Genomic DNA, 24,403 nt, shown 5'->3' on the forward strand with positions numbered 1-24,403 from the left:
TTATTCCTGAGAGCCGTACAGCAAAATAGCCGCTTCCTCAGCTGTGATCTGCTGTGCCTCTAACTGCTTAAGGATGCGGTTCTCCCGATCAGCGTCTGTTTGCAACTTCGTCATGGCTTGCTCATGCTGCCGCTGACTGCCTTTATCTGCATTGTCCAACTCGACAAGACATGCCTCATGAGCTCTTTTATTTTGGTCATCGACCAGATGTGCCTTGGCCAGTTCCTGCTCGCCCAAGTGAATAGCACGCTGCCCATCGATCACAGCACGCTTGGTTATCTCCGTCTCTTTCTTGTATCCCAGGTATGCCTTTAGACCCTCAACCGAGCTTCCTGCCAGCTGCAGAGCCTGGTTGACGCTGACCCCATCGCTTTTGTTTTTGCCAGTATCTTTCTTAGGTGCCGTCTTCTTGGATGTCGTTTTGGTGGGCGCCTTCATTGCGTCTCTCCTGTGGGGGTAAGCAGCAGCGCCAGGGTGGCATCGACACAGCTGTCGAGGCAGACCTGCAGCCCAATCAGCTCCCGAAAACTCCCTTGTACCAAGCGCTGTTGCTGCAACAAATAGTGGATAGTTTTCAGAGAGCTAAGCTGCTGACCAGCTTTGGCTCTCGTCAACCGCACAGCTCTCCCTTGCTCCTTGAACAATTGATCGATCTTGGCCCGACGCCCGCTACGCTCGCGGCGCAGCGCATCCAGCTGTATTCGGCCGATTTTCAGCTCGTGCTCCAAACTTTTTTCCAATTGCTTGTTAAGCGCTTGCAGCTGCGCCGTCACTTCCTGGGCTGCGCAGTAATTTAGGTAGCTAGTGCCCGCCTCCATTACCGCAATGGCTGCATCGACCCAAACCGCTGTCGGATTGAGCTTTGCTACCCCCCCAACACCTCGGGTCAGCAGAACACCGCCATACTGTCGAGCCTGAGGATCCCGCAGCATCTGCTCACCCAAGCTGGCAAACAGGTCAATAGTCTTCACTCACCACCTCGTATCAGGTGAATACCTTCGAGCCTCATCCGACGCTGAATGCAGCCCCAATCAAAACCTAAGTTTTGCCAACGCTCATCAATGCGGTGTTCACGATTAAAGGCAGACATAGCATCGTCACTGATGCTCATAACATCCTCAAACAAGAGTTCGATAACCTTTTCTCGTATATCAGGATGCAGAGACGGCCATACCCAAGCAGCCCCCTGGGTTGGCTCCGGGACAAAGGTATCGCCCTCCTCGTCATGGCTTGTGAAAGTGGCAAACCGGCAGTGATCTGCCGGGAGAACCTGGGATAGGTGCTCAGGAGCGCCCCGCGGCAAGCTGTAGTAAGTCGACAGACATAGAACTGGGCTGGCTAATCGAAACTCGCAACCTGACCCGGTCAACAAGTCTTCCTCGGTCAAATTAACAGCAACAGCTTGAGGCATTTTATCAACCACACGTAAGCTCAGCTCCCACTCCTGGCTGGGGAAACCCGCCTCATAAAAACAGTCATTAAAGCTCTCAAAAGCAAGCGCCAGATACTGATCGGGATGGCGCCAGATTCGATTTTTTTGCCTCTCACAGTCCTCACTCCAATTGGAGCTAGGCCAGCGCCGTAGCTGACCATCGCGCTGCCAAGGGCGAATGACAAATTCGGTTTCTTCACTGATTTCAACCGGCTCTAGAGCTGCAGTGCCGCAAAAATTATGCTTCTTGTATTGGCCATCCAGCCATAGAACGCGCACCTGGCCATGCAGCGAATTCATACATTTAACGAGATGCTTAGCGCGAACAGTCAGCCTGCACTGATCATCTATCAGACCTAGCCCATGTAACCTCTGGAGAATCGGCTGCAGCTGCTGGCCATTTAATCCTGTGATCTCAGCAGCCCACTCAACACCCTGTTCAGGCATCAAGGTCAGCGCATCCATCAGCAAATGCGAAAAACCTCCTAGCTGCTCAAGCAGACGGTGCTTGAGCGTGAGCTCATAGCAACGCACAGGGACATGCACCTGCAGACTATCTTGTGTCAGACAGGAGAAGCGGCTGTAAATCGTCAAAAATCACACCTGCTACTTAGCAAACTTACAATGGCGCAATGACACCATGCTTGTCTAACGTCATGCAACTGAGGCGTTGGCCGGTCGTTATCCCTTAGCGCCGATGTGTCGGCTGCAGACCAGTAACCCTGCCTCTGCCTATTTTCTTTTTTGCTCTGCCCGGTTACCAGGATCTAGAGCCTTCACTAGCTGGCATGCTCGATTTTAACGAACGTCGCACTGAACTCCTTACACTGACGGTGTTGCTGCAACCGGTTCGAAAAGCTAAACGCGTCGTTCAATTCGAAGCGCTGGAAGATGTCCAAACCACGCCCAAGAATAATTTTCCAGCCAGTGTCAGTAGTGATGTCACGATCATGCTTCGTCCCTGTCCTGTCATACGCCCAGCTGAACTGAATACCTACCCCAGCGCAGGCATCGGTAATTTTCTGCAGGCTTTCAGTCTGGCGATCACCGTTTAACTCATCCTCCACGGTAACGACATGAACAGCCACTTCCTCACCGGAAGCCAACTGTTTGCTGATTGTTTCCATCAACTCCATGAGGTTGCGCAGTTGATGGAACATTCGCAGGTACGGATCGATAACGATGATCCGCTTAGCCCCTTTCAGATAGGGCCCAAACAGCCTATCGAAGGTGACCCCGCGCTGGTTCTCCTGAATAACCAGGTGCTGAGGTTTCAGCTCTGGCTCTTTGCTCACCGAGCCAGCAGGCTGTTGAATGGGCTGAGGACTGGCCGCATCGCTAACCGGCTCGCGAGGAGCGACATTAGCCGTCTCGAACAGATCCAGCTCCGACACTTCACTCGCCACTCGCCGGTGGTACTGGTTCGGATACTCCCCTTCCTCCAGGGTGCTGACCAATTTCTCGACGCCATCTTTTCCTTGATAGGCAAAACGAACAGTAGGGTAGGTGGTATCGATGCGCAGCAGCTGGTCTTTGACCCGCTTACGCCCTTCGATGGCACAGCGCAGCACATCTTCGACCTCTGACTCAGTCGCCTCACCATGAGGGAAGAGGATCTTCATCAGTCCGGAGAAAGTCTTGTTGATACCGTCACGATCACGAGTGGAGATTTCATCCGACAACGTGAACAGACCTTTGTAGCGATCCGAGAAGTCATGGCTGCGCAGTGAACGGAGGATCTCAGCCAGGTAATCGACGACGAAACCATAGCCGCTGGAGAACATCTCCCCACGGATCACGTCTACCTCCCAGCCCGGAATGTAGCTGTGCAGGCGATCGAGGAAGGCCGAGTCGTGAAATTTCTCCGGCAACGGATCAAACAGGTCACTGTGCTTGAGCATGTATGGCACAGTGTGGTCGGTGTTGCCCACGAAAACCATGCTGGCCTCGGCCCCAAGGGTTTCTACACCCCGCGAGAACGACTTGTTGGCCATGTAGTTCTTCATGATGTCGACCAGCGCCTTGTCCACCCGCTTCTGCTTGCCGGCGAACTCGTCGAAGGCCACCACGTCCCAGTAGCCAACCAAGCCGAGCTTGCCCGTACCGTTGTGGACGAACAGTTTGGGCACCGTCACCTCACCGCCGGAAATTAGTATGCCGTGGGGCGAAAACTCGGAGTAGACGTGCGACTTGCCAGTGCCTTTCGGCCCTAGCTCGATTAGGTTGTAGTTCCGTTCGCAGAAAGGAATCAGACGGATCAGCTGCAAGAGCTTGTTGCGCTTACCGAACATCTGCGGATTGAAGCCGATGCTCTGGATAAGCAGATCAATCCACTCGTCCGTAGTGAACTGCTTGCGAGACTCCAAATAGCCGTCGAAATCAAAACGAGAGATCTGGATAGGCTTGAGCGAGGCCAGCACCCAAGGAGAGGCGGACTTGTCCTCGGTGTAGTCATACTCCAGATCAGCGATGCACCAAACGCCCCCGACCAACAGCTTCTGATGTGCCTTCACTGTGCTGGAGTCGATCAGCACCTTCTTTATCCCGAGGTTGGCGAATTCAGCCTCGTACACATCGTCCTTGTCGTTGAGAGAAACACTTATACGGTCAATGACCTTGTGGCGCCCCTTCTCCTTAATCGTCGACCGCACTAGTCCCGCTTCGTTGCGATGCACATAGTGCTTGCGCAGGATTTCTTTAACCGTCTCGATGCCGGTTTGAATCGTCGACTCATCATTCGTTGCGCAGTACTGGCCCAGCAGGTACTCCAGCACGTAGGACGGCACGATGGCGTTGCCCTTAACAGCTTTGACCAGATCCTTGCGAACGACTAAGCCCGCGAAATGCTGGTTGATCTTGTCATCGAGCTGACTCATGAGGGCTCCCGCTTAAAAATCGAATTCACTGGTGAACGAACGACGAATCGTATACCGAGTGGCCTTGTACTGGGTGAAATGCGAGGTGCCTTCAACCTGCTCTTCGAGTCGTAGCTCAACTTGCTGGTTGTTTGCTTCATCGGCTTTCCGGCTCAGGATGAAGCGCACCGACAGCTCGCGCTCGCGCGGGTTATCGGACGCGAAATCGAACGTCAGCTCATGCGAGTCGGAGATCAACTCACCGTCCAAGGTGTACAGCCCTGCACGCAACCGGCGAGCCTGTTTCTTCTCGGTGACCGCCTCGGACTGATACAGCACAACAGCCAATTGGCCAGTCGTGATGCTCCTGCCGCCGCCACCGATGAACTCGACGTCGACACTGCCCACATCGCTTTGGCGCTTTTTGTTGATACGCACAACCGGGATCACCACTTCTTGCAACGTGGCTCCGCCATGTACGAACCGGCTGCCTGAGCCTTTGAGACGCAAGCGGTTGATCGACTTAGGGATCTGTACATCCAGCGATCCTTCAAGTCCCAGCTGTTCAAGGGTGAATGTCCGGAAACCTGCTTGACTACGCAGACCGCGCCCCAGGACGAAACGCCGGTCGCGATAGAGCACGTCATCACCTTCCGGTACGTTGCTGAGAAAATCGCTCTCCTCCAGCGGTCGGTGCTGGTAGATGAAGCCATGATCTGCAGTGACCAGCAGGTTGCTGGCATTGGCGTTGGTTAGCTTCTTCACCAGGCGGACAAGCTCGGACAATGTCTCTTCTGCCGCAGCAAATACCCGCTCCTCGGTATCTCGCGTATCGCCAGTCTTATCGATCAAGTTGTGGTAAACGTAAACCACATCGTGATCCCGCAGCAGCGCCCGCGAATCCGCCTGGTTCATAGCCAGCAGGTCCTTAGCCAAAACAACAGCAGAACTCGGCACCGCAGCAGCAAGGATCTTGCCGCGATTAGTCGAGCCCTGAGCGCTCTGACCATCCACTATCGCATCGCCGCTGTCGTTTTCAGCCAGCTGCAGTGCCTGGTTAGGTAGCAGTGCGGCCATACCCAGCTGCGTGTAGCTCGGCAACATGGAAAGCGCCGGCTCCAGCTCGGCCTCAAAGCGGTCTTCACGGCGAATCAGGCTCTGCAGCTCTTCACCTACCTCATAACGGAAGGCATCCGAGATCAGCACGCAGACCTTAGTCTTGCGCTCCAGGAAGGGCTTTACACAGCGGCTGAAGAAATTCCGCTGCAGCATGATCGGAGCAGCCGTCCAGCTCGGAGCAGAGTCTATAAACTGCTGCCAACGATCATTGAGACGAGCCAGATAGTTGTTGGTGTACTGGTTTTCGATCTGAGCGCTGAGCTCCTCCAGCAAGGAGGCCTGGCCAGACTTGCGCGCGTGATGGACGAATTTGCGATACAGCTGATCTAGCCGATACCAGCTCTTCGCGTACTTCTCCACACCATCGGCCAAGGAGGCCATTTCCAGCTTGGCTGCATCCAACGTCTGCAAGAACTGCGCAGCATGATCCAGCGCCAGATAGACATCCTCGAAATGGCTGAACCAATGGCTCTGGCGTCGCTGACGAACAGACTGCTCAACATCGGCAGCAGTCGCCGTCCGGACTACCGTCGCGCGAACCAGCTCACTAAGGATCTTGCGGTCGATCAGCTCAAAGTAATCAAGATCCAGGAGGGCTCGATAATCGAGCTTATGCAGCTTGTCACCAATCTGTAGCACCTCTGCACACTGCGCAGAGAGCAGCTCGAAGCTGCTCTCATGCGAACGGCTGTCCTTCCAGCGCCGGAGAAAGACTAAGGACTCCGCGGACAAACGTGCCTTGTACTCAGGATCTGTGCCCATCATGAAGCATGCCTTGAAAAGCTCGATCACAAAGTCGTGCAGTCCAGGCTGCTGCGACACATAACCGTAGGCGCGCTTCATCTGCTCCCAGAGGAAGCCATCCAGACCACTTGTTTCAATGAGCTTGATGCGGGTGACTTCAGCATTGGCGAGCTCAGCCAGCAGCTCTTCAAGGATTACATCCAATCGTGGCTCAGAGCCTGTACACACCGCGAGCATTTTGAAACGCAGCATGCTGTGCGAGTCGCCCTGCTGCAGCAGTTTACGCAACTGCTCGCGCCGCTTGGCCGCAGCGAAGAATGCTGCATGCTCCTCAAGAACCGGATAGCAGTCTGGCCCTAACTCCAGCTCGGCCAGCCAAAGGGCAAGCTGATCCGTACGGAAGGTGTTGCCGCTGGCCAGCTGCACATCAAGTAACCAGTTATCCAGATAGGCCGGCTCGGCACCTTCCCGATATAGCAGAAACTTCTGCTCGGGGTGCTCGCGCAGGATGCGGTACTTAACGCCGAACTCGTTGTTGGCCAGCTCGATTTTCTCGACACCCGGCAGCTCTAGCGATTCGAAATCTGCACGGAACTCCAGACGGTTGTCGTACCAGAAGACAATGCGCTGTTTCTCAAACAGGTTTGTCAGAGCCTGGGTAATCTTCGAGTTGCTCATGCCACAGCCTCGGTTTCTTCCTCTTCATCCAATATCTCTTCCGATGCCGGCTGTGGTCCACTGACCACCACATTGCTACGCAGGCGCTCTAGAAGGGCTTCACGCCGTGCATTGCAGAACGCCTGGAAGTCCTCAAACTGAAGGCTGTCATTCTCGTCTAGCAGCAAATCGGCTCGTTTGATGCCGCACCCTTTTTCGGCCAGCCACTCGATCAGCGGCATATCCTTTTTCGAGCGGTTCTGCGAGGCATTCAGCAGGTGCAGGTTGGCAATCGAGTTCCAATTGAGTGGGCTCTGGTAGAACGCCATCAACTCAGAGTCATTTTTGAGGAAGCCTTGCTTGGAGAGCTCTGTCTTAGTGAAGGCGATTTGCGGATGCAAGTGATCAATGTCCAACTGCAGGTTTTCGTTGATTTCGGGGAACAACAAACTCAAGACCGAACGACACCGCGGGTCCCCATACTGGATATCGAGCAACCCTCTGAGGTACGCCTCGTCAAAGCGCAGATCCTTGTTGGTTGCAGTGAAGGCTTCAATGATCTCGTCCAGAGGGAATACCTTCTTGCTGATGTGCTTGTTAAGCAGCCGCTGCATTCTCGTCAGCACACCGTCAGCTTGACCGCCAAACACCCCCCGCAGCAACACCATGTGCAACCAGCGAGACAGCGATAGGCGCTCATCGCGCAAAAGGTTGATGTTGTTGATACTCAGATAAAGCGGCTTGTCTTGGAAGAACTGCCTGTACAGGTAAAAAGCCAAGGGGATGACGGCATTCTTGGCTCTCAGCGAATGGTCATTTAGCCCGAAAAGACGTAACAGCTTGAAGGTTGCAACAATACAGGATCGGATCTGCGGCCATTGCGTCTGGATGACACTGACCTGATCAGCATCGAAGTTCTTGACCTTAAACCGCACATCGGCACCGATAAGCATCAAGCAAGTCTTGAGAACCCAGTCTCGACCAATCGAAAACTGCATCTCTGAACTCTGCCTTACCTCGGCGATTAGCTCATCAATATCCTTACGCGCATCACCCTGCCAGTTGGCAATGGCGATGGACATTAGCAGGTCGGAGAACGCCAACGGCGTACCGCCGCTGTTGGTACGAATGAACACGTCAAGGACATGATCGATATCCTGACTTTCCTCGTTGTAGTAGTGGATGACCTCCTCTCTCCGAACGAGGTGGTACAGACGATTCAACGTCTTGAGTGCAAACCTGTTGCTGGCCAGCCCCTGCTCCGTCAAATAGGGCAACACAACCTCCATCAGGATCTCATCATCAGAGCGAACATCTGGCAGCTCCAAGACCTTGCCCACCTCGAACCAAAACGAGGCGCTGTCGCTCTTATACGCTGGTACCTGCTTCTCGGTCAGGAACCGGAAGTCGTACTGAGCCATCGACTCGTTGTCATCTCCTTCAACGCCCTTGCTCAGATTGAGATAAAGCCGGCGCGGTGGGAGGACCTGATCGTTGCGCGCGTTTGGCCACCAGACCCTAGGTTGCTTGTAGGCATAGGTTCCTTTTAGGCCGATGTAGATTGAGGTCAGGCGCTGCTGCCCATCTATAACCGCCTTGAAGTCTTTGAAGTCCCCCTGGGTCGGGACATAGTCGTTAGACTCCTTGAAGCGCTGGCAGTAGTCAGTCAGAAAGCTGTAAAAGCGGTATTTATTCTTGATCTCGGGGCTCGTCACATCCCACATCATGAATGTGTTGATGGGGTACTCACGCATCAGTGAGTCAAAGAGCGTACAAATCTGCTGCGTCGACCAGACAAAATTGCGCTGGATTGCAGGCAACAAAAACGTCCGGTCATCAATGTTGCGTATAGCCTGGCGAATCGTGATCGCCTTTTCGAAGCTACCTGGCATAGATCAGTCTTCTTTGGCTTCCAATCCCGGAATCTTCTTCAGAGCAGTCCCTAGCTTGAGGTAGTTGACCTTAACACCATCGTCCAGATCCAACTCGACCTGCTCTGTCGCCAGCGGATAAAGCGTATCGCGCTCGTAATCATCCAGCTCAATAAGCTGTTTTTTGATGGCATCGGCTTCCTTGCTGGCCTTGGTCTTTTCGCTTTGGCTAGAAGAGGGGTTGATAGCTACCTGCTGCAGATAATCCAGACGCGAAGCGAGCTTCTTGCGGAAATCGCGCAGGTAGCCAAGTACTACGCTAACGGTGTCCGCACGGTAACGATGCAGATAAACCAGCGCGCTAAAGGTGCCTTTCGGACTGCTGAACAGCCAATAGATTGGACGCTTCTTGTAGCGTTTCACATGGTCGGTATAGAACTCGCCCATGAAGTAGTCGCGTAGGCTGTAGTTGCGCTTGCCCTTTACGTTGAGCGCTTGCTCGATAAAGGCCAGGTTGTCCTCGTAATGCGCATCGCCAAAGGCCACGCGCAGGAACTGACGGAAACGCAGAGTGATGTCGTCCGGGAACCAGTCGCCGTCGAGCAGCGGGATCACGTTATCGTCATCGGCTGGGAAGCTGGGCTGTGGCACCTGGCGAAGATAGTCCGCCAGCGTCTCGCCCTGGTTAGCCAGGATCAGCCCCGGCTTGTCGAGGCTGTAGCGGCCGAACATGCATCCCACGGCGTAGGACACCAGCTCACGCATGGTGTCGGCCAAAAGTACGGCTTCCAGCTCTTCTTCACTCTTGTCGCCACCGTAGCGGTAGTGAGGGTTGCGGGTGAGCGTGATTTCGTTCAGCGGCACCTCGGGCGTCAGCTCACCCTGCAGGCCATAGGCGTCGATGAAAATACGGTTGTTTTCTTCTTCCAGGCGCTTCAGTTCGAGCGTCATCTCGCGCCAGTGGCCGCGGAGCTTCTTATAGCTTGCGTTGAGAGTTGGCTGGCGGTTTTCGGGGTGCAACAGCTTAAAGCCAGTGAAGTTCCAAGAGGTTTCGAAGGAGTCCCAGTCATTTTTAGAGTTCCTAACCAACTCCTCAACTAATCCGGTAACTTGCGCTTCAATATTTTCTTCATGAATAATAGGAATTTTGCACAAATGCTCTGCTTCAAAGTTTAGTGTTGGAGAAAGGGCTCCGAGCACATACCTTACAAAAACCGTATTTAGCAAGCCATTGAAGTATAGGTTTGCTTTGTTCGAATCAAAAAACACTGCCGAACCTGCAACATCAAAAATAAAACCTTGAGGAAAGTAACGAACCGCGAATGTTCCGCTCGAGATTTTTGACCAGCTCACGCAGGGCTTGAAATAACAGTCTTGATTTTTTAGGCGCCCTCCGGGACTGGTTTTATTGAGCTCCTCATGAAACTCCTTAATCTCCCTCCCGTCATCTGCATAGTTAATTACAAAATCCTGGTTTCCATACCACCTACGGAAATCACCACCCTTGTTATATGGGAACCACTTCTTTCTACTGTCAGAAGCCGATTGCAAAGAGCCCGCTTCCGTACAAAAATCAGCTTTGGAGATTTCGTGCCAAAGTCGCAGAAATCTTCCATTATTTGATGTGGTTGCTCCTTGCTTTGGCTTGGAAATATCCTCAAGCTTCCTGCTGTTAGAGAAATGCTCAAGCACCGAGTTAGTTACCCAATAAGCAATTGGTCCGCTGGGAATTTTCTTAAAGTCCACCGCCGAAGCTCGGAAAAAAAACTTTTCCATGCCCAGATCTCGGCTGCTGTTCTGGTTCTCACTCATTCTTTATCTCCCGCCGGCAATACCTTGCGGCCAAAATCAATTTCAAATCCATCCGGCACCGGTTTGAACGGTTTGGCCGGAGAGCGATAGCTGCTTTGGAAATGGCGCAGTACCTGCACGTCAATCTCGCCAATCACGCAATAGTCGGTCACACCGCCCTTAACTCGAAGCACATCACGTTCCCAACTGTCTTTTGCTGGTGCGCGGATGCGGCTATCTCCGTATTGGCGGTCATTGCACTGAATGATGTAGGCGTGCATATCAAGCGCGGCGGACTCCACCAGGGCATTGAAGGTTTCGGTATCCTGATTCCACTCAGGTACGAACAACGCGTCCACCTTGCCGCGCAGGACAGCGCGGTAACTGATGTTGGTCAACTCGCTGCAGATCAGCAGAGCAAAACGCAAATCACCGTGCTGCAGAATGGGCGGTATTTTCCAAGCCTTGTCGGGTTTCAACTCCAGCCCAGCCAGACGCTGCAACTCCAGCTCCTCATGCAGGGCTGGGCGCTGCTTGTCCTGCCGATAGATCATCAACGAAGGGAAGCCCAGGCCATCGTGCGACAGCGCAGCCCAAACCTGGTTGCGCACGCGCCCTTTACTGACGTGCAGGTATTCAATGCCAGTGATCAACGAAATGCCGCGCCCTTGAAGCTTTCGGGCGATACGGATGAACCAGTGCGCGGGCAAGGCCAGCTCGGGCAGAACCAAATAACGGCTTTCCCTTGGCTGAGCAATTACACCATCCAGCAAGCGACACAAGCGCGCGTAACGCTCAGCATCAGGATCAGGCATGCGCATGACCGAAGCCGTCCAGCTCACCATCTGCGTTTTCCAACTGGAGACGGCGATGGCGTACTTGCTCTGCGGCTGGCCATCCGGGATCTGTAGCACACCGTGCTTATCGAAAGCGGGCGCGGCATGACCAAGCTCGAAGCCGCGTACAGCGAGGACGACAGCTTGCATGGCCCCGTGCGCCGCAGCATCGTAGGCCGCCTTGTTCAGGATAAACAGCTCCGGCAAGTTGTAAGGCCGGGTGGCAAACAGCAGTCCATGCGGCAAACCTTTGAAGCGGATCCACTTGGCAAGCACTTGGCTGCCTTCCAGCACAGCGCCTGGGAGCAAATCGGTCGCATGGGTGCAGGATGCTGCGGCCTTCTTCGCAGGGATACCACGCTGGGCCACCATTTCCTTGGGCAGACCGAGGAAGCGGAAAGGCATATGCGCCAGATCGAATGAGAACAGCCGTGCTTGCTGGGTTTGGAAGCCCTTGATGGGGAAAAAATACCAATTCAGGAAGGCGTCGATATTCGCTGGTACATAGCCCTCCATGTGCGCCAGCCAGGCCGCCTTACCGTCTTTCGATAGCCGGGGCGGAAAGGCTGCGCTGATGCTCTCGCGTACCGTGGTGAAGAGTTGCTTTTGCCAGCGATCGAGCATTTCGCTGTGGCTTGGTTTGTCTTCTGCGGGGCACGCCTTAATGCTGAGCTCGCAACCTTGTGACACTTGCGTACACAGTTGCTCCAGCCCACGCAAAATCTGGCGCAAGGCTGCAAAGTCTTCGCATGCCGTAGCCAGGCGAATAACCCGTGGTAGGTAGACCGACAGATCAAAAAACTGCGGCAGCACCAGCACATGCTGAACAAAGGCGCGGAAGAAGGCCTGGCGGTGTTCGCGCCAAGCGTCTGGCTGCAGGTCACGTTCGTAGGCTTCAAAGTCGCGCAGCTTGATGGCAAAGCCAGCGCGGCGCATGGTCAGGGCATCCGCCTTGCGCAAGTTGTCGGCGGCCTCACCGTCGCTTTGCGTGGCAGCCAAAAGATCGGTGCCCACATGGCTGGCAGCGCGCGGCAAACGAGGCATAGCGCGCCATTCGCTAGCCCGCTCGTGAATCTGGTGAGCAATGGCATCCACCAGGGTTTTTCCCGGCTCACCTGCCAACATGAACACCTTGTTCTTGGCGTTAGCAAAGCGGATCTGGCTGTCGCTCAAATAGACGGGCTGAAAACCGATCTGCTTGTACTCCTCGCCTGGCACCCACGCCAGCATGCCGCTGGAGCGGGCGAACAACCACTCCCACAGCTCAGCCGTGGAGCGGAAGCTGGCACCGTTCTCCATGACCAGGAGGATGTCATCTACATAACGGCCGTAGTACAGCGGCGCAATCTGCTGCTCGACGACGCGGTCCAGCTCAATCAGCGCAATGTTCGCCACAACGGCTGAAGCTGGCAGACCTACGGGCAGGCCCTTCTTCAACGGCGTGGCAGCTGCCCAAGCTTGCAGCGCCTGAATAAATAGGCGGTGCAGCTTAGACTGCGCGGGAGACAACTCCAGCCCTAACACATCCGTAACGAAGGCTGGATTGAGCATGAAGCCAGGATTCAGCTCGTGATAGAAAGAGCTGACATCCGCCGTGAGCGCCACGATCTTCGTGTCTGCGTCCAACGCAGTACGCATGGCCTCGATACCCTGGTCACGCCAGTCGCGGAAAGGCTTCAGGTACGGTTGAAAAGAGCCCAGCGAGAGCGCATTGATGCCTTTCCCATCTTGCGTGCGACGCAATCGGTTGCCATAGGCACAGTCGGTCAACTGGGCATCGAACAGATGGCCAACCTCCAGCATCCAGAGGGTGGACAGCACATGAAAGTCCAGGCTGCACTGGGCCATCACTCGAAATTCAGCTTTGGGCTTTTGGGGATGTTCACCTTCAGCCAGAAGGCCACAGGCGTGAGCCCACTCCTCGGCCGGAGATGAAAAGATCAAGCCATTGCCATTCTGCTTGCGATACTCATCCCAGCAAGACATGTCCACCGACTTGGTGGCCAGAGTCCAGCCGCCGATAAACTCGGGTTGCGTGACCCAGGACTCATCATCGCTAAGCAGCTTAGCGAGCAAAGCAGTCAGGTTGGCATGGAGTGCGTCCTCGTAGTCCGCAATCGCATCCAACGATGCATGAGACGAGTAGTACAGGTCCACCTTGGCTTTGCGATAGGCCAAGCCGAGATCTTGGAGAGTGGTCACTGAAGAGCCCCCTCCGGAACAAGACGAGCTACGGGTGCCTCACGACGCAATGGCCACTCAGGAAAATGCTGATTCCATGAGTCAACCGAGAGCACCACACAGTCTGCAATGTGCTTGCGTTTCCAGGCCTCGAAGGATTCCTCCCGGATATCTGCCAGCAGACGGTCCTTAAAACCGAACATCAGCGCCTTCTGGCGATCTGGGTCAAATGCATCTAGGCCGAGCAACACCACGTACTTGAACGGCTTATTGTCTCGCTCCATCAAGTGAAGGTAGAGGTAGGAGTCACGCGCTTTGGGTGTTAGCTCCTGTGTCAGGACTGAATTGTCAGCCAAGCGTTTGAGGTATGCATTTCGTTCCCTGTCCTGGCTTCGTGAGTGCGATGGGTCTTTAATCTCGACCAGCAGGATGTCCTGATCGCGCTCGATCACCAGATCGACGAACTTCATTCGTACGGGCAGCTTTACTCCTTGCTTGTCCAGTTCGCTCCAGCCCACTCCATCGGGAAAGTTGAACAGCAGCTCAGCGGTTTCTTCAGCACGATATGCCGGCATCAATCGTCCCCCAATGCGCGCTTGACGTCTTCGTCGTAGAGCTCAGCGAAGGTGTTGCTGATAGCACTACGACCGACAATGCTGTAGTCCGCCTGGCTTTCCCGCTGAATGTCGTCACTGCCAGCTTCGCGATACAGGCGATGGAAGACCACGTGATCCCCCTTGCCCCTATCCATCAGCAGGTCAAACCACTTCAGCAGTACATAGTCGTGCGTGGCGAGAATGACTTGCTGGCCGTTGCGGGCCAGCTCCAGCAGCGCCAGCACCAGATCCTTCATCAGCTTGGGGTTGAGATTGGATTCGGGCTCGTCCCACAGCAGTGGACCGGAGGCGCCGGGGCTGAGGCTGCCGTTGCTGAGCAGACGCTGCAGCACGCCGATCTTGCGAAAACCTTCTGCCGTCATGCCGCTGGACAGGCGCTGTTTGTTGCCGGGCACGAACTTCCACTCGCTGCTGTCCTGGTACATCTGCGCGTGCTGGGCCTTGCTGCGCGTGGCGGCGTCCTTCTCCTCATAACGGCCCGGCTCGAAAACGAAACGGCCGTTCTCCAGTAGGTATTGACCACCGATCAGGTTGGCCAGGCGGGGCACGATGCTGGCGAACTTCGGATCTAGCTGAACCTTGGCGTTCAGATCGTTGGCGCCCTCCCTCACCAACTGGCGGGCGAGGTCCAGGTAGCCGTCGTCGAAGATGCGCTCGATGGTGGGCAGATCGGGCTGCTCGGCCGTCAGGCCACGCACCAGCGACAACACCTCCTTGGTCGGAATGAAGATGGCAGGTGCTGGCGCAATACCGCTGCTGGCAGTGACCTTGGTTGCGGAGTCGTTACCATAGAACTTGGCGGTGATCGCTTGCCCTGATGCGAAGGTGCTCCTGAGTACAGACTTCCCTCGGGCGCCAACACGGCGCAGCTCACCCACCTGCCCGCTGAGTGGGTGGTAGAGTCTGCACAGCTTGCGGGCCAGCAGCTCACCGGCCTGCTCTCCTTGGGCTTCCGGCCCGCTCAGCGCCAGCACAGCCTTGAGCAACTGGGTTTTTCCGGTACCGTTCTCACCAATGACGATGTTGATGCCAGGCGAGAAGTCGATCGCCAGATCGGTGAAGGCAGTGAAGTTCTTGAGCTGCAGGTTGGTAATCATGCAGCCCCCTGCCTCTGTGCCGCCTTGAGATTTCGCTCATTTCGCGGTGGAAATTCAATCGGCTTATTGTCTTCCCCAATGTCCTCATATTCGACATAGCAGTAGCCCCCCCGAGTTTCGGGGGATCCCCCCTTCTTCAGGACAGTGGCAGACGTACCAAATGCGATGCCCATCACCATGTTCGCCATGTGTACCATGCATTCGATGGATGTCTCGCTCAGAATGCGCTCGCGAAGCGCCTCGTAAGACGACAAGAACATCCAGCTTTGCATGGTGACCATAGCGCTATAGCCGAATTTCGGAGTTAGATCGAAGCCCCGCTCAATGAACATCGCAAATAGGTCGGATTTGCTGCTGGGGAAATTATCTTTAGCCCAAGTGCTCAAGCGAGGATTCATGCCCTTACCGCCCATGTAAGGTGGGTTGGCCACGACCACTGCGTAGCACGGGCTCAACGCGTCAGCCATGCGCAGAACAGTCAGAACTTTCTTGTGCGTCTCGGCCAGGAACAGGTTGCTGCTCATGTCCTTACTTTCCAGCGTGGCCATCACATCGGTCACGTTGGCAACTTTCGGCACGATCAGCGAGCCGAAGTTGTCGACTTCGCTGAATTGCTGCAGCGTTTCGCGAAGGCCGTAGGTGAACAAGTCACGGCCGACAAAGCCCATGTACTCGTCCAGTTCTTCACTGCTGAAGATCACTTTCTCCAGCACGGTGATGTTCGGCTCGACGCCTTTATTGAAGAAGCGCCGCTGGCGAGCTCGGGCTTTCATGGTGAGCGCAAAGGCAGCCAGTTCTCCTGCACGCTCGTCCAGCTCGATGCCGAAAAGGTTGTGGGTGAGGATCTTTTCCGGGATCTCAGCCGGGTCATAGCCCTCCTCTTCGTACATCGCATACAACAGGTCGAAGGCGTAGGTGAGCATGTGACCGGAGCCGCACGCCGGATCGCAGACTTTTATGTCCTCTGGGCCGGCGATCTTTAGGAAATCAGTCTCTGGCCTCTCTGGCGGGATGTAGTACTCCATTTGCTCTGCCAGTCGTGAGTTGGGACGGTTGAGCAGCCAGAGTCGGCCCAGCGAGTTGTCCACCAGATAGCGCACAATCCAGTGCGGGGTGAACAGCTGAGTAGCCGCAGGGATGTTCTCTGGAGTGATCTTCTGATTCTTCTTCAACCCCTCGAACACCGCGTCCTTCTTCTCGGAGATGTAGAACTGGTACAGCCAGCCGATCACCTCGACATCCTCGCAAGCGTCGGGCGTCATGGCCTCGCGCGTGTAAGCAAGGATGGAATTACCCGAAAGCAAATCGTCGGGCATCAGCAGCTCGGTATAGTCATCAATGCGCTCGAACAGGAAGGGCATCGACTGGTGCCAAGCGTTGCACGCAGCAACTACCAACAGGCGGTAGGCTTCGCCTTGCGAGTCGTTGCTTGGTGCGCGGCCCGCTAGCAGATCCAGGATCTTCTGACGAATCTGACTCGGCACCATATCCTCGTCAATATGCCCCATCTTGGCTTCAGCAAGGATCTCAGGTTGAAACTGCCACTCAGCTGGAGACACCACACCAATGCGGGTGTAGCGGTTTACGTCCATGAAGCGCAGGGCACAGAAGCGGTTAAACCAGGTGTAGGCAACACGCTCTTCCACATGCTCGCGACCGGAGTTGCTGATCAGCTTTTCCAACTCAGCCACTACCTGGGCTCGCTCGCGGCGTGCAGCACTTTGCGGTGCCAGTACCACGTCCAACTTGCCACTCACCTGATCGAGCAAGATGCGACGCGCGAATTGGGCAAATTTCTTGAGTTTGCTGGTATCCATCTATCCCCCACTCAGCCATTCAACCGAACGGCCCTAGACTTGGCCTCGCACCTGACGGGCCAGTTGTATTTATTCCGTGTCAGATCTGCACTCGGTTGCCGGCCTGGATTTCCTTCAGCCATGCTTCACGTTGCTTATGCAGGTATTCGTCAAGCTCAGCTTCACTGGTCAACCAGGGCTTTGGGTAGCCAACTTTGATGTGACGGGACTGCACAATTCGCGGCTCCGCCACTTTCAGCATCGGCTGTTCAGGCATATCCGCACCAAGCGTTTCAGAGTTCTCGGGCTGCGGATGTTGCGAGGGGTGCTCAGCAGGAGCCGGTTTTGGACGCGCAAACTGATCCAGCTTGAGCAACAACTGAGGGTATTGTTCGTCCTCGAATCGATTACGCTGGTCACGAATAACAGCAATGAGCTTCTGCCCTTTCAGCTGCTGCTTAGCCTGCGCAAAGGGGGCTGAGAGCTGCTGTTTCTGCGCCGCGTCGAGAGCCCCGTAACCCTCAGCGCCCTGCAGGCGCTGCTCCAGATCGTCGAGCAACTGCTCACTGGCTTTTTGCTCGCTGGCTAGCTGGTTGGCAATGGCAAGCTGAAGCGCATCCAACTGCTGCCGAGCTTGTTGAAGACGATTACCTTGCCAAGGCTTTGCATCCGCGAGCACGGCTCGAATGGCGTCAACTTCCGCCGAGCCGACATACGCAAAATTCTCTTGCTGCTCTTGCACCAGCAGACGAGCCTGATCGTAGATCTCTTTCTGCGGGCTTTTCATAAAGCGCTGCACAGGGTCGATGACCTGCTCTTTCGCCTCTAGCAGCGCATCTTCTGCGCGGGAAAGATCCGTCAGGAACCAAGCTGGATTCTTGGCAGCTATTTCCTTGAGAGTCGCCAGCACACCGTCCAATGCACTGAGGAAGGGATACTGCACCTTCTGACCGTGCAACTCAGCCAGATCGATCTCCAACTCCTTGATAGCGTCTATGGTTTCACGCGCCAGAGCGCGGGCTTCATTGCTGCTGGCCGGCTGGTCAAAGAAGTCCGCGAAGAAATCCTTCAGCGCACGTACCTGGGAAGCACTGAACTCGATCTGCGGCTCCAGCACTAGGGTGGCGTGGGCGTTGGTATTGCGCAGACTGCGCTCCAGTAGATCCCCTTCCAGGGGATTGCTGTCCTGACGCACCTCTACCTTGCCTCGCGCGCAAAGCAGGGCGAGGTTGCAGAGAATTGCGGCGTAGTACCAGCCGTAGCTCTTGCGTTCGAAGCGTTCGAGCAAGCTTTTGACCGTTGTGCGAACACCACTGCGAGCATTGGTCTGGACAAAAGCCAATAGCTCCTGCTCAGGCTCACTCAGGCTGGTAGCATCATTGCCAAGCAGTCCGTCCTGCCCCTGGCGTAAGTACTTGCCAATATCAGCCTCGCTGAACGGCACATCCCGCAGCATGCGCAGGTTCGGATAGGTGGTTTCGATGAGCTGGTAGAAACCTTTCAGAATTCGTGTCTGACCATCAGTACTGGGGGCTTCGATATCGGCAGCATTGATGATCAGCTGGGCACCTGCCAACAGGTGCTTGGCACGCTCCTGGATATCCGCAAGTCGCTCGGTATTCTGGAAACTCTTGGAGTCGAGGATTCGCTTCACCGCCTCCTGTTGAGTGCTGCTGTTTTGACGAATGTACGTCTCAGTGCGCTTGTACATAGTCAGGTCTTGCATGAAACGCGCATCGGCAGGTAGCACGACACGCAGCTCATCACGCCCCATGCTTTGCATTCGCTGCACAGTGAGATTGTCGAAGTTGTCGCTGAGCGGTGTTACGACGTGGACGGCGAGCTCATGCTCCCGGCTGAGCACCCGATCATCCATCTTACGGGTATAGGAGTAGTCCTGGCCGTTCTCGTAGCGGATCTTGCGCTGCTTGATTGCCCCATCAAACAGCAAAACCTCCAGCTCCTTGAGGATGTCCGCAGACTCCACCTCGGTGTTTTTGATCTCCTCCTCGATGTCCTTCTCTTCGTCAGTGAGGTACTCGTAGAGATCGCCATTGCGCTGGATGTAGGTCTGCTGCTCAAGCAGGTTGAGTGCAGCCTCCAGCTTCTTGCGCTGGGCGGGCACGTCCTCGCCGAAACGCTCCAGCATCAACACACTGAGGTTGCGCAGGGTGGCCTTGAACTCCTTGACGTACTTGACCAGAAACAGAGCCTTCAGGACGCGAACGGCGTACTCATCGCCCAGGTGATGCTCGGCAGTGTTGATCGCGCTCTGGATCGCGCTTTTTAACGCGCCACGAATGCCTTCAAACATTCGGTCAAAGGTGGCCAGCTGCCCAACCGGCTCATTATCAATGGCGATGGCCACCTCGCGGAAGACACCGAGCATGGAGCGCTCACCCACCGAGTTGGCCTTACCTTCAAAGCCGTTGTGCAAAGAAATGCCGCGGATGGCCGACTGGAACAGCGGGAACTGATACGGCACAAACGGATAGCAGTACGTGAAATGCTCTAGATCTCGGAAGTTCTGGTAATGCTGGCCGCCATCGGCGAACTCGAACAGGGTCTTGAAGTTGTTGAACTGCTGGTCGTAAACAGTTTTCAGCAGATCTGCACCGCTATCGTTCTTGGTCAGCAGACGCTTCTGGATCACCTCAGCCACGTCAGCGCTGGTGAGCTTGAGGCGGTTAGCAAAGCGAGCCTGGATCTTGGTGAAGTCGTTACTCTGCTGCTTGCTCATGTCACCGAGCACGGAGTTCATATCCTCCTGGGCGGTGACGATGATCCAAGCCCTCCCCTGGCACTTAGTCGCCAGACTTTCGGCGACAGTCTGCAGATTGGTCATCAGCTTGGTGTTTTCGGCGATGTATTGGCCTACCTCATCGACGAAGAAATTCAAGCGAAAATTGGCCGGCTGCTTGTCTAGCCAGGCTTTGACCTGATTACCGAAGTCCTCGATGGAGACGCTGTACTGGGTGCGGTACTTGTCGAGGATTCCCTTGGCCAGAGTCGGATCTTCACCGGTGATCTGCGCATAGGCCTTGGCAATGTTGCCGGACTCCAGCAGGGCCTGCTCGCGACCACGCTCCCAGGGCTTTTTGGCGATGATCTGATAGGCGTGTTTAAAGGCGTCGAACTGCTCACGACTGTCGAGATCACGTTCGAACTGGGCAATGTAGCCCTGCTTGCCGAAGTAGCCGCACATCTCGTTGAAGACCTTGACGAAGACCGACAGCAAGGCATCGATCTGCGTCTTGCTGATGATGTCGGCCTTCTGGTCGATGTTGAACAGGATGCTCTTCGAGGGGATGGCGACAGCCTGCTTGAGCTTGCTGCGCAGCAGTGCATCGTCCTTGTGGATCTTGGGCAGGAAGATATCCAGAGCAGAGGAGCCATCGACGCGGCGGTTTTCCAACAGAAGCGCTAGCATCTTCAGCAAGTGGGATTTACCCGACCCGAAGAAGCCAGACACCCACACTCCATTGGCGCCGTGATAGTTGGTGTAAGCATCAAGGAAGTGCTCCAGGCGCTTGGCGACCTCGTCAGTCAGCACATATTCGCTCAGCTCGTTGTACAGGCTGGCTTCATCATCAGCCTTGATCACCCCTTCGATAGGACGGCTGACAGGGTTCAGGAAAATGCCGTTGAGTTCCATCTACTGCTTCCTCAGGCCTGAGTCTCAAAAATGTTGAATGCACGGTAGTACTTGTCGTCATGCAGCAAGCCAAACAGCTCCAGAGAAGCCCCCTGCTCCAGCGAGTACCGGTACTCGCCAGGGAAGAACATAACCGTAGGCTTGAACTTGGAAGTGCTTTGCAGGTTGTTCAGCACATTGTGTGAACGGATGTAGGGAAACACCTCACCGATGCCGGAGAGGAATAAAACGTCGTACTCAGCAGCCGCTAGTCGCTCACCGATAGCGGGGATGAGATACTCCTCGATGCCCAAGACGTTCTGCAGAGTCTCCAACAGCTGCTCTTTCTCTACCTCAGGCTCAATGGCGAGTAGGTCATCCCAGAGGCAGCCCTGCTCACTACTGCCCTCTCGGGCCTTGAGCAGCTCAATGGACAAGTCATACAGGTTAATTTCCAGAACCTGGATGCCTGTTCCCTGAAGACAGGGAATGCTCATGTTCGCCAGCCGCGTTACCAGCTGCCGGCGTACACGCTCCATCTCCACCGCTTCAGCAGCCTTGAACTCGCAGATGTAAAAGGGCAGATCGTTGTTCAATCCCCTCATTTGAAGGAAACGCTGACCACTGATTACGCCTAGCAAATGATCGAAGCGAACGGCCATTGGCTGCTCGCTGGTTCTCCGGTTCATTGAAGCCAACGCGTAATCTCCTGATAAGTTACGGGGTAGATAAGCAACTCTTCCTTACCCCTTTTGGCCAACAGCTGGGCCAACGCCGGCGACAATAGGGTCGGCTGAATTTGTAGCGAATCACCAATCAGATCCGCCTCTCGCATCATTCGAAATAGATTTTGTTTGAGCTTTTTTTGCGTCGACTCAGCGATCTGATCTAGCTCAACGTGCCACAGAGCTTTCCTGCTCCAGAATGCGTCGAAGTCGATCGGGGATAGGACGCGCCGCCTCATCAGTAGATGCTCACGAAGCACCTCCATCGCGAACTCGCGGATAAAGGTGTAGCGCCGGGAACAGGCAGCCCAGAGAAGGTATCCCTGATCTTTCCTGCCCCCCTCAACCAGAGCCTCAAGCTCACCTACATCCAGGTGCTCCAATCGGGCGACAATCTCTTTACTAATACGCGTGGCAGCTGCTGCAGTGCGTACCTGCAGCAGGTTCATCTCACGAACCTGATCACGAGCCTCTTGCCAGTCACGCTTCATGAGGAAAAGCTCAGCCACAGGCGGTGACTCCTGAATGAAGAGCCCACCTGTGGTGAATGACAAGCGGTAGGGATCAGCCACGCGCCGACTCCGAGGCGACATCATCACTGGCACCGCCAGCTTTAACCCACGCGTCGACCTCAGCCTTCTGGAACTTCCAGAGCCGTCCCACCTTGTGCGCGGGCATGTGCCGCTTTGCGATCCATGCATAGACAGTGTCCTTACTCACGCCCAAGTGCTCGCCGATTTCTTCTACGCTCAACCACCGATCGGTCATTTCCAGATCCATTTCGAATTGGATCTGCAGATATTAGCCGATTGAGTGGGATTAAGACGGATCTACCTGGCAGTGAAAGCCAAAATTGATTGGGTTGCTTAGTGTTAGCTGCACGCATCCCGGGCAGCGCCGCCAGACAGAACCTGGTATTGACTAGCTGTGTAAACCCAGTACGTTGTTCAGTGGCAATGGAGCTGGACGGATGGGCGGTTTGTAGTTGAGGCTGGAATGCGGTCTGTGCCAATTGTAGTGATGCAGCCACGCGGGTAAGTGCCGGGCTCGCTGCTCGGAGCTGTCGTAGCTGCGAGCATTGGCCCACTCACGCAGGCTCGTCTGGATGAAGCGCTCGGCCTTGCCGTTTGTACGCGGCGTATAGGGTTTGGTACGGATGTGCTCCAGCCCGAGCCGAGCACACCAGCGCCGAAACGAATGAGAGCGGTAGCAGGCACCCTTGTCTGCCATGACTCGCTCAAAGCGGATACCCAGGCCGCGATAGTAACGCACCGTCTGCAACAAGGCTCGACAGGCGCTACTGCCGCGCTCGTCCGGGTGCAGGCTGGTGAAGGCCAGCCGGGACACATCATCAATGGCCACAAGTATGAACTCCCAGCCGGCGCCATCGCAGCCCTGCTAACGATGCCCCGTCACGCGGGGGCCTGGCCTCCAGAATCGGCCAAGCTTTTTGATATCCAGGTGTAGCAGGTCGCCGGCCTTGGGATATTCGTAGCGCACCACCACCGGGGCTGGCTCCAGCTCGGCCAAACGATGAAAGCCTGCCTGTTTGAGACGACGCGCAACGGTACTAACGGCCACACCGAGTACTTGGGCGATCTGTCGATAGGTATGTCGAGATCGGCGTAGCTGGATCAAGTGTGCGATCAGGTCGCTCGAGGTCTCATGCGGGCAGGAATGTGGACGTGATGAACGATCCATCAAACCGGACTCGCCTTCCTCACGAAAGCGCTTGAGCCACTTGTAGGCCGTACGGACACTGACTCCCGCCGTTTGTGCTGCATCTTCAGTGCGTAGCCCAGTGAGCATGCGTTATACAAGAAGGGCTCGACCTCGAGGGGTAAGACGGGCATGTTTATGCAGGTTCATCCGGGGCTCCTGGAAGGCTGTGTTGGTCGCGCTTCCAGAATTCCGGGAACGCCCCCGGATGAACAACCTACTGAGAGATCACAACTAGCGGTCTGCACTCCTGCCGCAGCGGGAGACAGGCGAAGATAATAAAAATGAGGAATATCTGTACCGAGCCAAAACCGGCACATCGGTTAACCCAGGCTTCGGATTGGGCTTGCGCCGCCTAGTGATGATCAGCAATACAACTCGCTACCGACTTGAGACCAATTATCAAGCTGAAGAGCGAAATTAGGCACCCAGCTTAAGCTGATCTCAATTGGCAACCAGAACCGCCACTTTCGAATTAGCAACTAAAAACGGCAGGCATAAAAAAATCCAAACACCCGGAAGTGTTTGGATTTTTTTGGTTTTTGGTCGGGACGGAGTGATTCGAACACTCGACCCCTTGCACCCCATGCAAGTGCGCTACCAGGCTGCGCTACGCCCCGACTGTGTTCCTCTAGGGAACGGCGTGCATCTTACTGCAACGCTTTGATTAGTGGAAGCTTTTTTTCACTTCTTCAGTACGACGAGGACTTCTTCGAGTTCGCTGATCATCTGGCGGATGAGCTGGTGGTACTGCGAACCCTCATCGCGGGTCTCGTCGCCCTGGGTGAGGCGCTGGCGTGCCCCGCCGATGGTGAAGCCTTCGTTGTACAGCAGCGAGCGGATCTGGCGGATCATCAGCACGTCGTGGCGCTGGTAGTAGCGCCGGTTACCGCGGCGCTTCACCGGGTTCAGCTGGGGAAATTCCTGCTCCCAGTAGCGCAGCACGTGCGGTTTGACCAGGCAAAGGTCGCTCACCTCACCGATGGTGAAGTAGCGTTTGCCCGGTATGACCGGCAGCTCGTCGTTATGACTTGGTTCCAGCATAGGCCTCGACCCTGGCTTTCAGTTTCTGCCCGGGGCGGAAGGTCACCACACGGCGCGCCGTGATGGGTATCTCCTCCCCTGTCTTGGGATTGCGTCCGGGGCGCTGGCGCTTGTCGCGCAGGTCGAAGTTGCCGAAACCGGACAACTTGACCTGCTCGTTGCTTTCGAGCGCATGACGAATTTCTTCGAAGAACAGTTCGACCAATTCCTTGGCTTCACGTTTGTTCAGACCGAGCTCTTCAAACAGACGTTCGGCCATCTCAGCTTTCGTCAGGGCCCCCATGC

The 24,403-nt window shown here is 55.4% G+C and carries 17 protein-coding genes, 1 tRNA gene and 1 pseudogene; all 19 read right to left on the reverse strand.

Translation table 11 applies throughout. The features are described 5' to 3' along the window. Nucleotides 1-438 (reverse strand): hypothetical protein, encoded by a 438-nt coding sequence (locus POR01S_RS10875; protein WP_042135789.1) that lies wholly within the window; start codon nucleotides 436-438, stop codon nucleotides 1-3. Beyond that, on the reverse strand, nucleotides 435-971 hold the full coding sequence (locus tag POR01S_RS10880) for a hypothetical protein (protein WP_042135791.1): 537 nt from the start codon (nucleotides 969-971) through the stop codon (nucleotides 435-437). The genes POR01S_RS10875 and POR01S_RS10880 overlap by 4 nt, the downstream gene beginning before the upstream one ends. Next, nucleotides 968-2,026, reverse strand: a complete 1,059-nt coding sequence (locus tag POR01S_RS23685) for a hypothetical protein (protein WP_156045017.1) — start codon at nucleotides 2,024-2,026, stop codon at nucleotides 968-970. Before POR01S_RS23685 ends, POR01S_RS10880 begins: the two co-directional genes overlap by 4 nt. 185 nt (nucleotides 2,027-2,211) lie before the next feature. Next, nucleotides 2,212-4,308 carry a BREX system Lon protease-like protein BrxL gene (gene brxL / locus POR01S_RS10885; RefSeq protein ID WP_042135792.1) on the reverse strand — a complete coding sequence of 699 codons (2,097 nt, stop codon included), beginning with the start codon at nucleotides 4,306-4,308 and terminating at the stop codon, nucleotides 2,212-2,214. A 12-nt stretch (nucleotides 4,309-4,320) separates the two neighbouring features. Further along, nucleotides 4,321-6,828: a BREX-1 system phosphatase PglZ type A gene (gene pglZ, locus POR01S_RS10890; RefSeq protein ID WP_042135794.1), complete on the reverse strand. Its 2,508-nt coding sequence runs from the start codon at nucleotides 6,826-6,828 to the stop codon at nucleotides 4,321-4,323. Beyond that, entirely contained in the window at nucleotides 6,825-8,699 is a 1,875-nt protein-coding gene (locus POR01S_RS10895) for a DUF262 domain-containing protein (protein ID WP_042135796.1), read from the reverse strand. Before POR01S_RS10895 ends, pglZ begins: the two co-directional genes overlap by 4 nt. Before the next feature lie 3 nt (nucleotides 8,700-8,702). Further along, nucleotides 8,703-10,490 (reverse strand): BREX-1 system adenine-specific DNA-methyltransferase PglX, encoded by a 1,788-nt coding sequence (pglX, locus tag POR01S_RS23690; protein ID WP_156045018.1) that lies wholly within the window; start codon nucleotides 10,488-10,490, stop codon nucleotides 8,703-8,705. Further along, entirely contained in the window at nucleotides 10,487-13,507 is a 3,021-nt protein-coding gene (locus POR01S_RS10905; protein WP_042135800.1) for a reverse transcriptase domain-containing protein, read from the reverse strand. The genes pglX (POR01S_RS23690) and POR01S_RS10905 overlap by 4 nt, the downstream gene beginning before the upstream one ends. Continuing rightward, on the reverse strand, nucleotides 13,504-14,061 hold the full coding sequence (locus tag POR01S_RS10910) for a hypothetical protein (RefSeq protein ID WP_042135802.1): 558 nt from the start codon (nucleotides 14,059-14,061) through the stop codon (nucleotides 13,504-13,506). The genes POR01S_RS10905 and POR01S_RS10910 overlap by 4 nt, the downstream gene beginning before the upstream one ends. Then, complete coding sequence (locus tag POR01S_RS10915) at nucleotides 14,061-15,200, reverse strand: AAA family ATPase (RefSeq protein WP_042135804.1); 1,140 nt, start codon at nucleotides 15,198-15,200, stop codon at nucleotides 14,061-14,063. Before POR01S_RS10915 ends, POR01S_RS10910 begins: the two co-directional genes overlap by 1 nt. Continuing rightward, on the reverse strand, nucleotides 15,197-17,017 hold the full coding sequence (pglX, locus tag POR01S_RS10920) for a BREX-1 system adenine-specific DNA-methyltransferase PglX (RefSeq protein ID WP_042135806.1): 1,821 nt from the start codon (nucleotides 17,015-17,017) through the stop codon (nucleotides 15,197-15,199). Before pglX (POR01S_RS10920) ends, POR01S_RS10915 begins: the two co-directional genes overlap by 4 nt. A 79-nt stretch (nucleotides 17,018-17,096) precedes the next feature. Further along, nucleotides 17,097-20,651 (reverse strand): BREX system P-loop protein BrxC, encoded by a 3,555-nt coding sequence (brxC, locus tag POR01S_RS10925; RefSeq protein WP_042135808.1) that lies wholly within the window; start codon nucleotides 20,649-20,651, stop codon nucleotides 17,097-17,099. Nucleotides 20,652-20,662: 11 nt separating this feature from the next. Continuing rightward, nucleotides 20,663-21,292 (reverse strand): DUF1788 domain-containing protein, encoded by a 630-nt coding sequence (locus tag POR01S_RS10930; RefSeq protein ID WP_217996697.1) that lies wholly within the window; start codon nucleotides 21,290-21,292, stop codon nucleotides 20,663-20,665. 23 nt (nucleotides 21,293-21,315) lie between these two features. Next, nucleotides 21,316-21,927, reverse strand: coding sequence for a DUF1819 family protein (locus tag POR01S_RS10935; RefSeq protein WP_052382652.1), 612 nt, complete (start codon nucleotides 21,925-21,927; stop codon nucleotides 21,316-21,318). After that, a complete protein-coding gene (gene mads1 / locus POR01S_RS10940; protein WP_369472254.1) occupies nucleotides 21,920-22,135 on the reverse strand; it encodes a methylation-associated defense system helix-turn-helix domain-containing protein MAD1 in 216 nt (71 codons plus the stop codon). The genes POR01S_RS10935 and mads1 overlap by 8 nt, the downstream gene beginning before the upstream one ends. Nucleotides 22,136-22,276: 141 nt before the next feature. Next, nucleotides 22,277-23,164, reverse strand: a pseudogene (locus POR01S_RS23420) (IS481 family transposase). A gap of 453 nt (nucleotides 23,165-23,617) precedes the next feature. Further along, a tRNA-Pro gene (locus POR01S_RS10945) sits at nucleotides 23,618-23,694 on the reverse strand. 64 nt (nucleotides 23,695-23,758) lie between these two features. Further along, nucleotides 23,759-24,118 carry a MerR family transcriptional regulator gene (locus tag POR01S_RS10950; RefSeq protein WP_007159195.1) on the reverse strand — a complete coding sequence of 120 codons (360 nt, stop codon included), beginning with the start codon at nucleotides 24,116-24,118 and terminating at the stop codon, nucleotides 23,759-23,761. Continuing rightward, nucleotides 24,099-24,401, reverse strand: coding sequence for an integration host factor subunit alpha (ihfA, locus tag POR01S_RS10955; RefSeq protein ID WP_007159196.1), 303 nt, complete (start codon nucleotides 24,399-24,401; stop codon nucleotides 24,099-24,101). Before ihfA ends, POR01S_RS10950 begins: the two co-directional genes overlap by 20 nt. Nucleotides 24,402-24,403 lie beyond the last annotated feature (2 nt).

Source organism: Pseudomonas oryzihabitans NBRC 102199 (assembly GCF_000730625.1).
GTDB lineage: Bacteria > Pseudomonadota > Gammaproteobacteria > Pseudomonadales > Pseudomonadaceae > Chryseomonas > Chryseomonas oryzihabitans.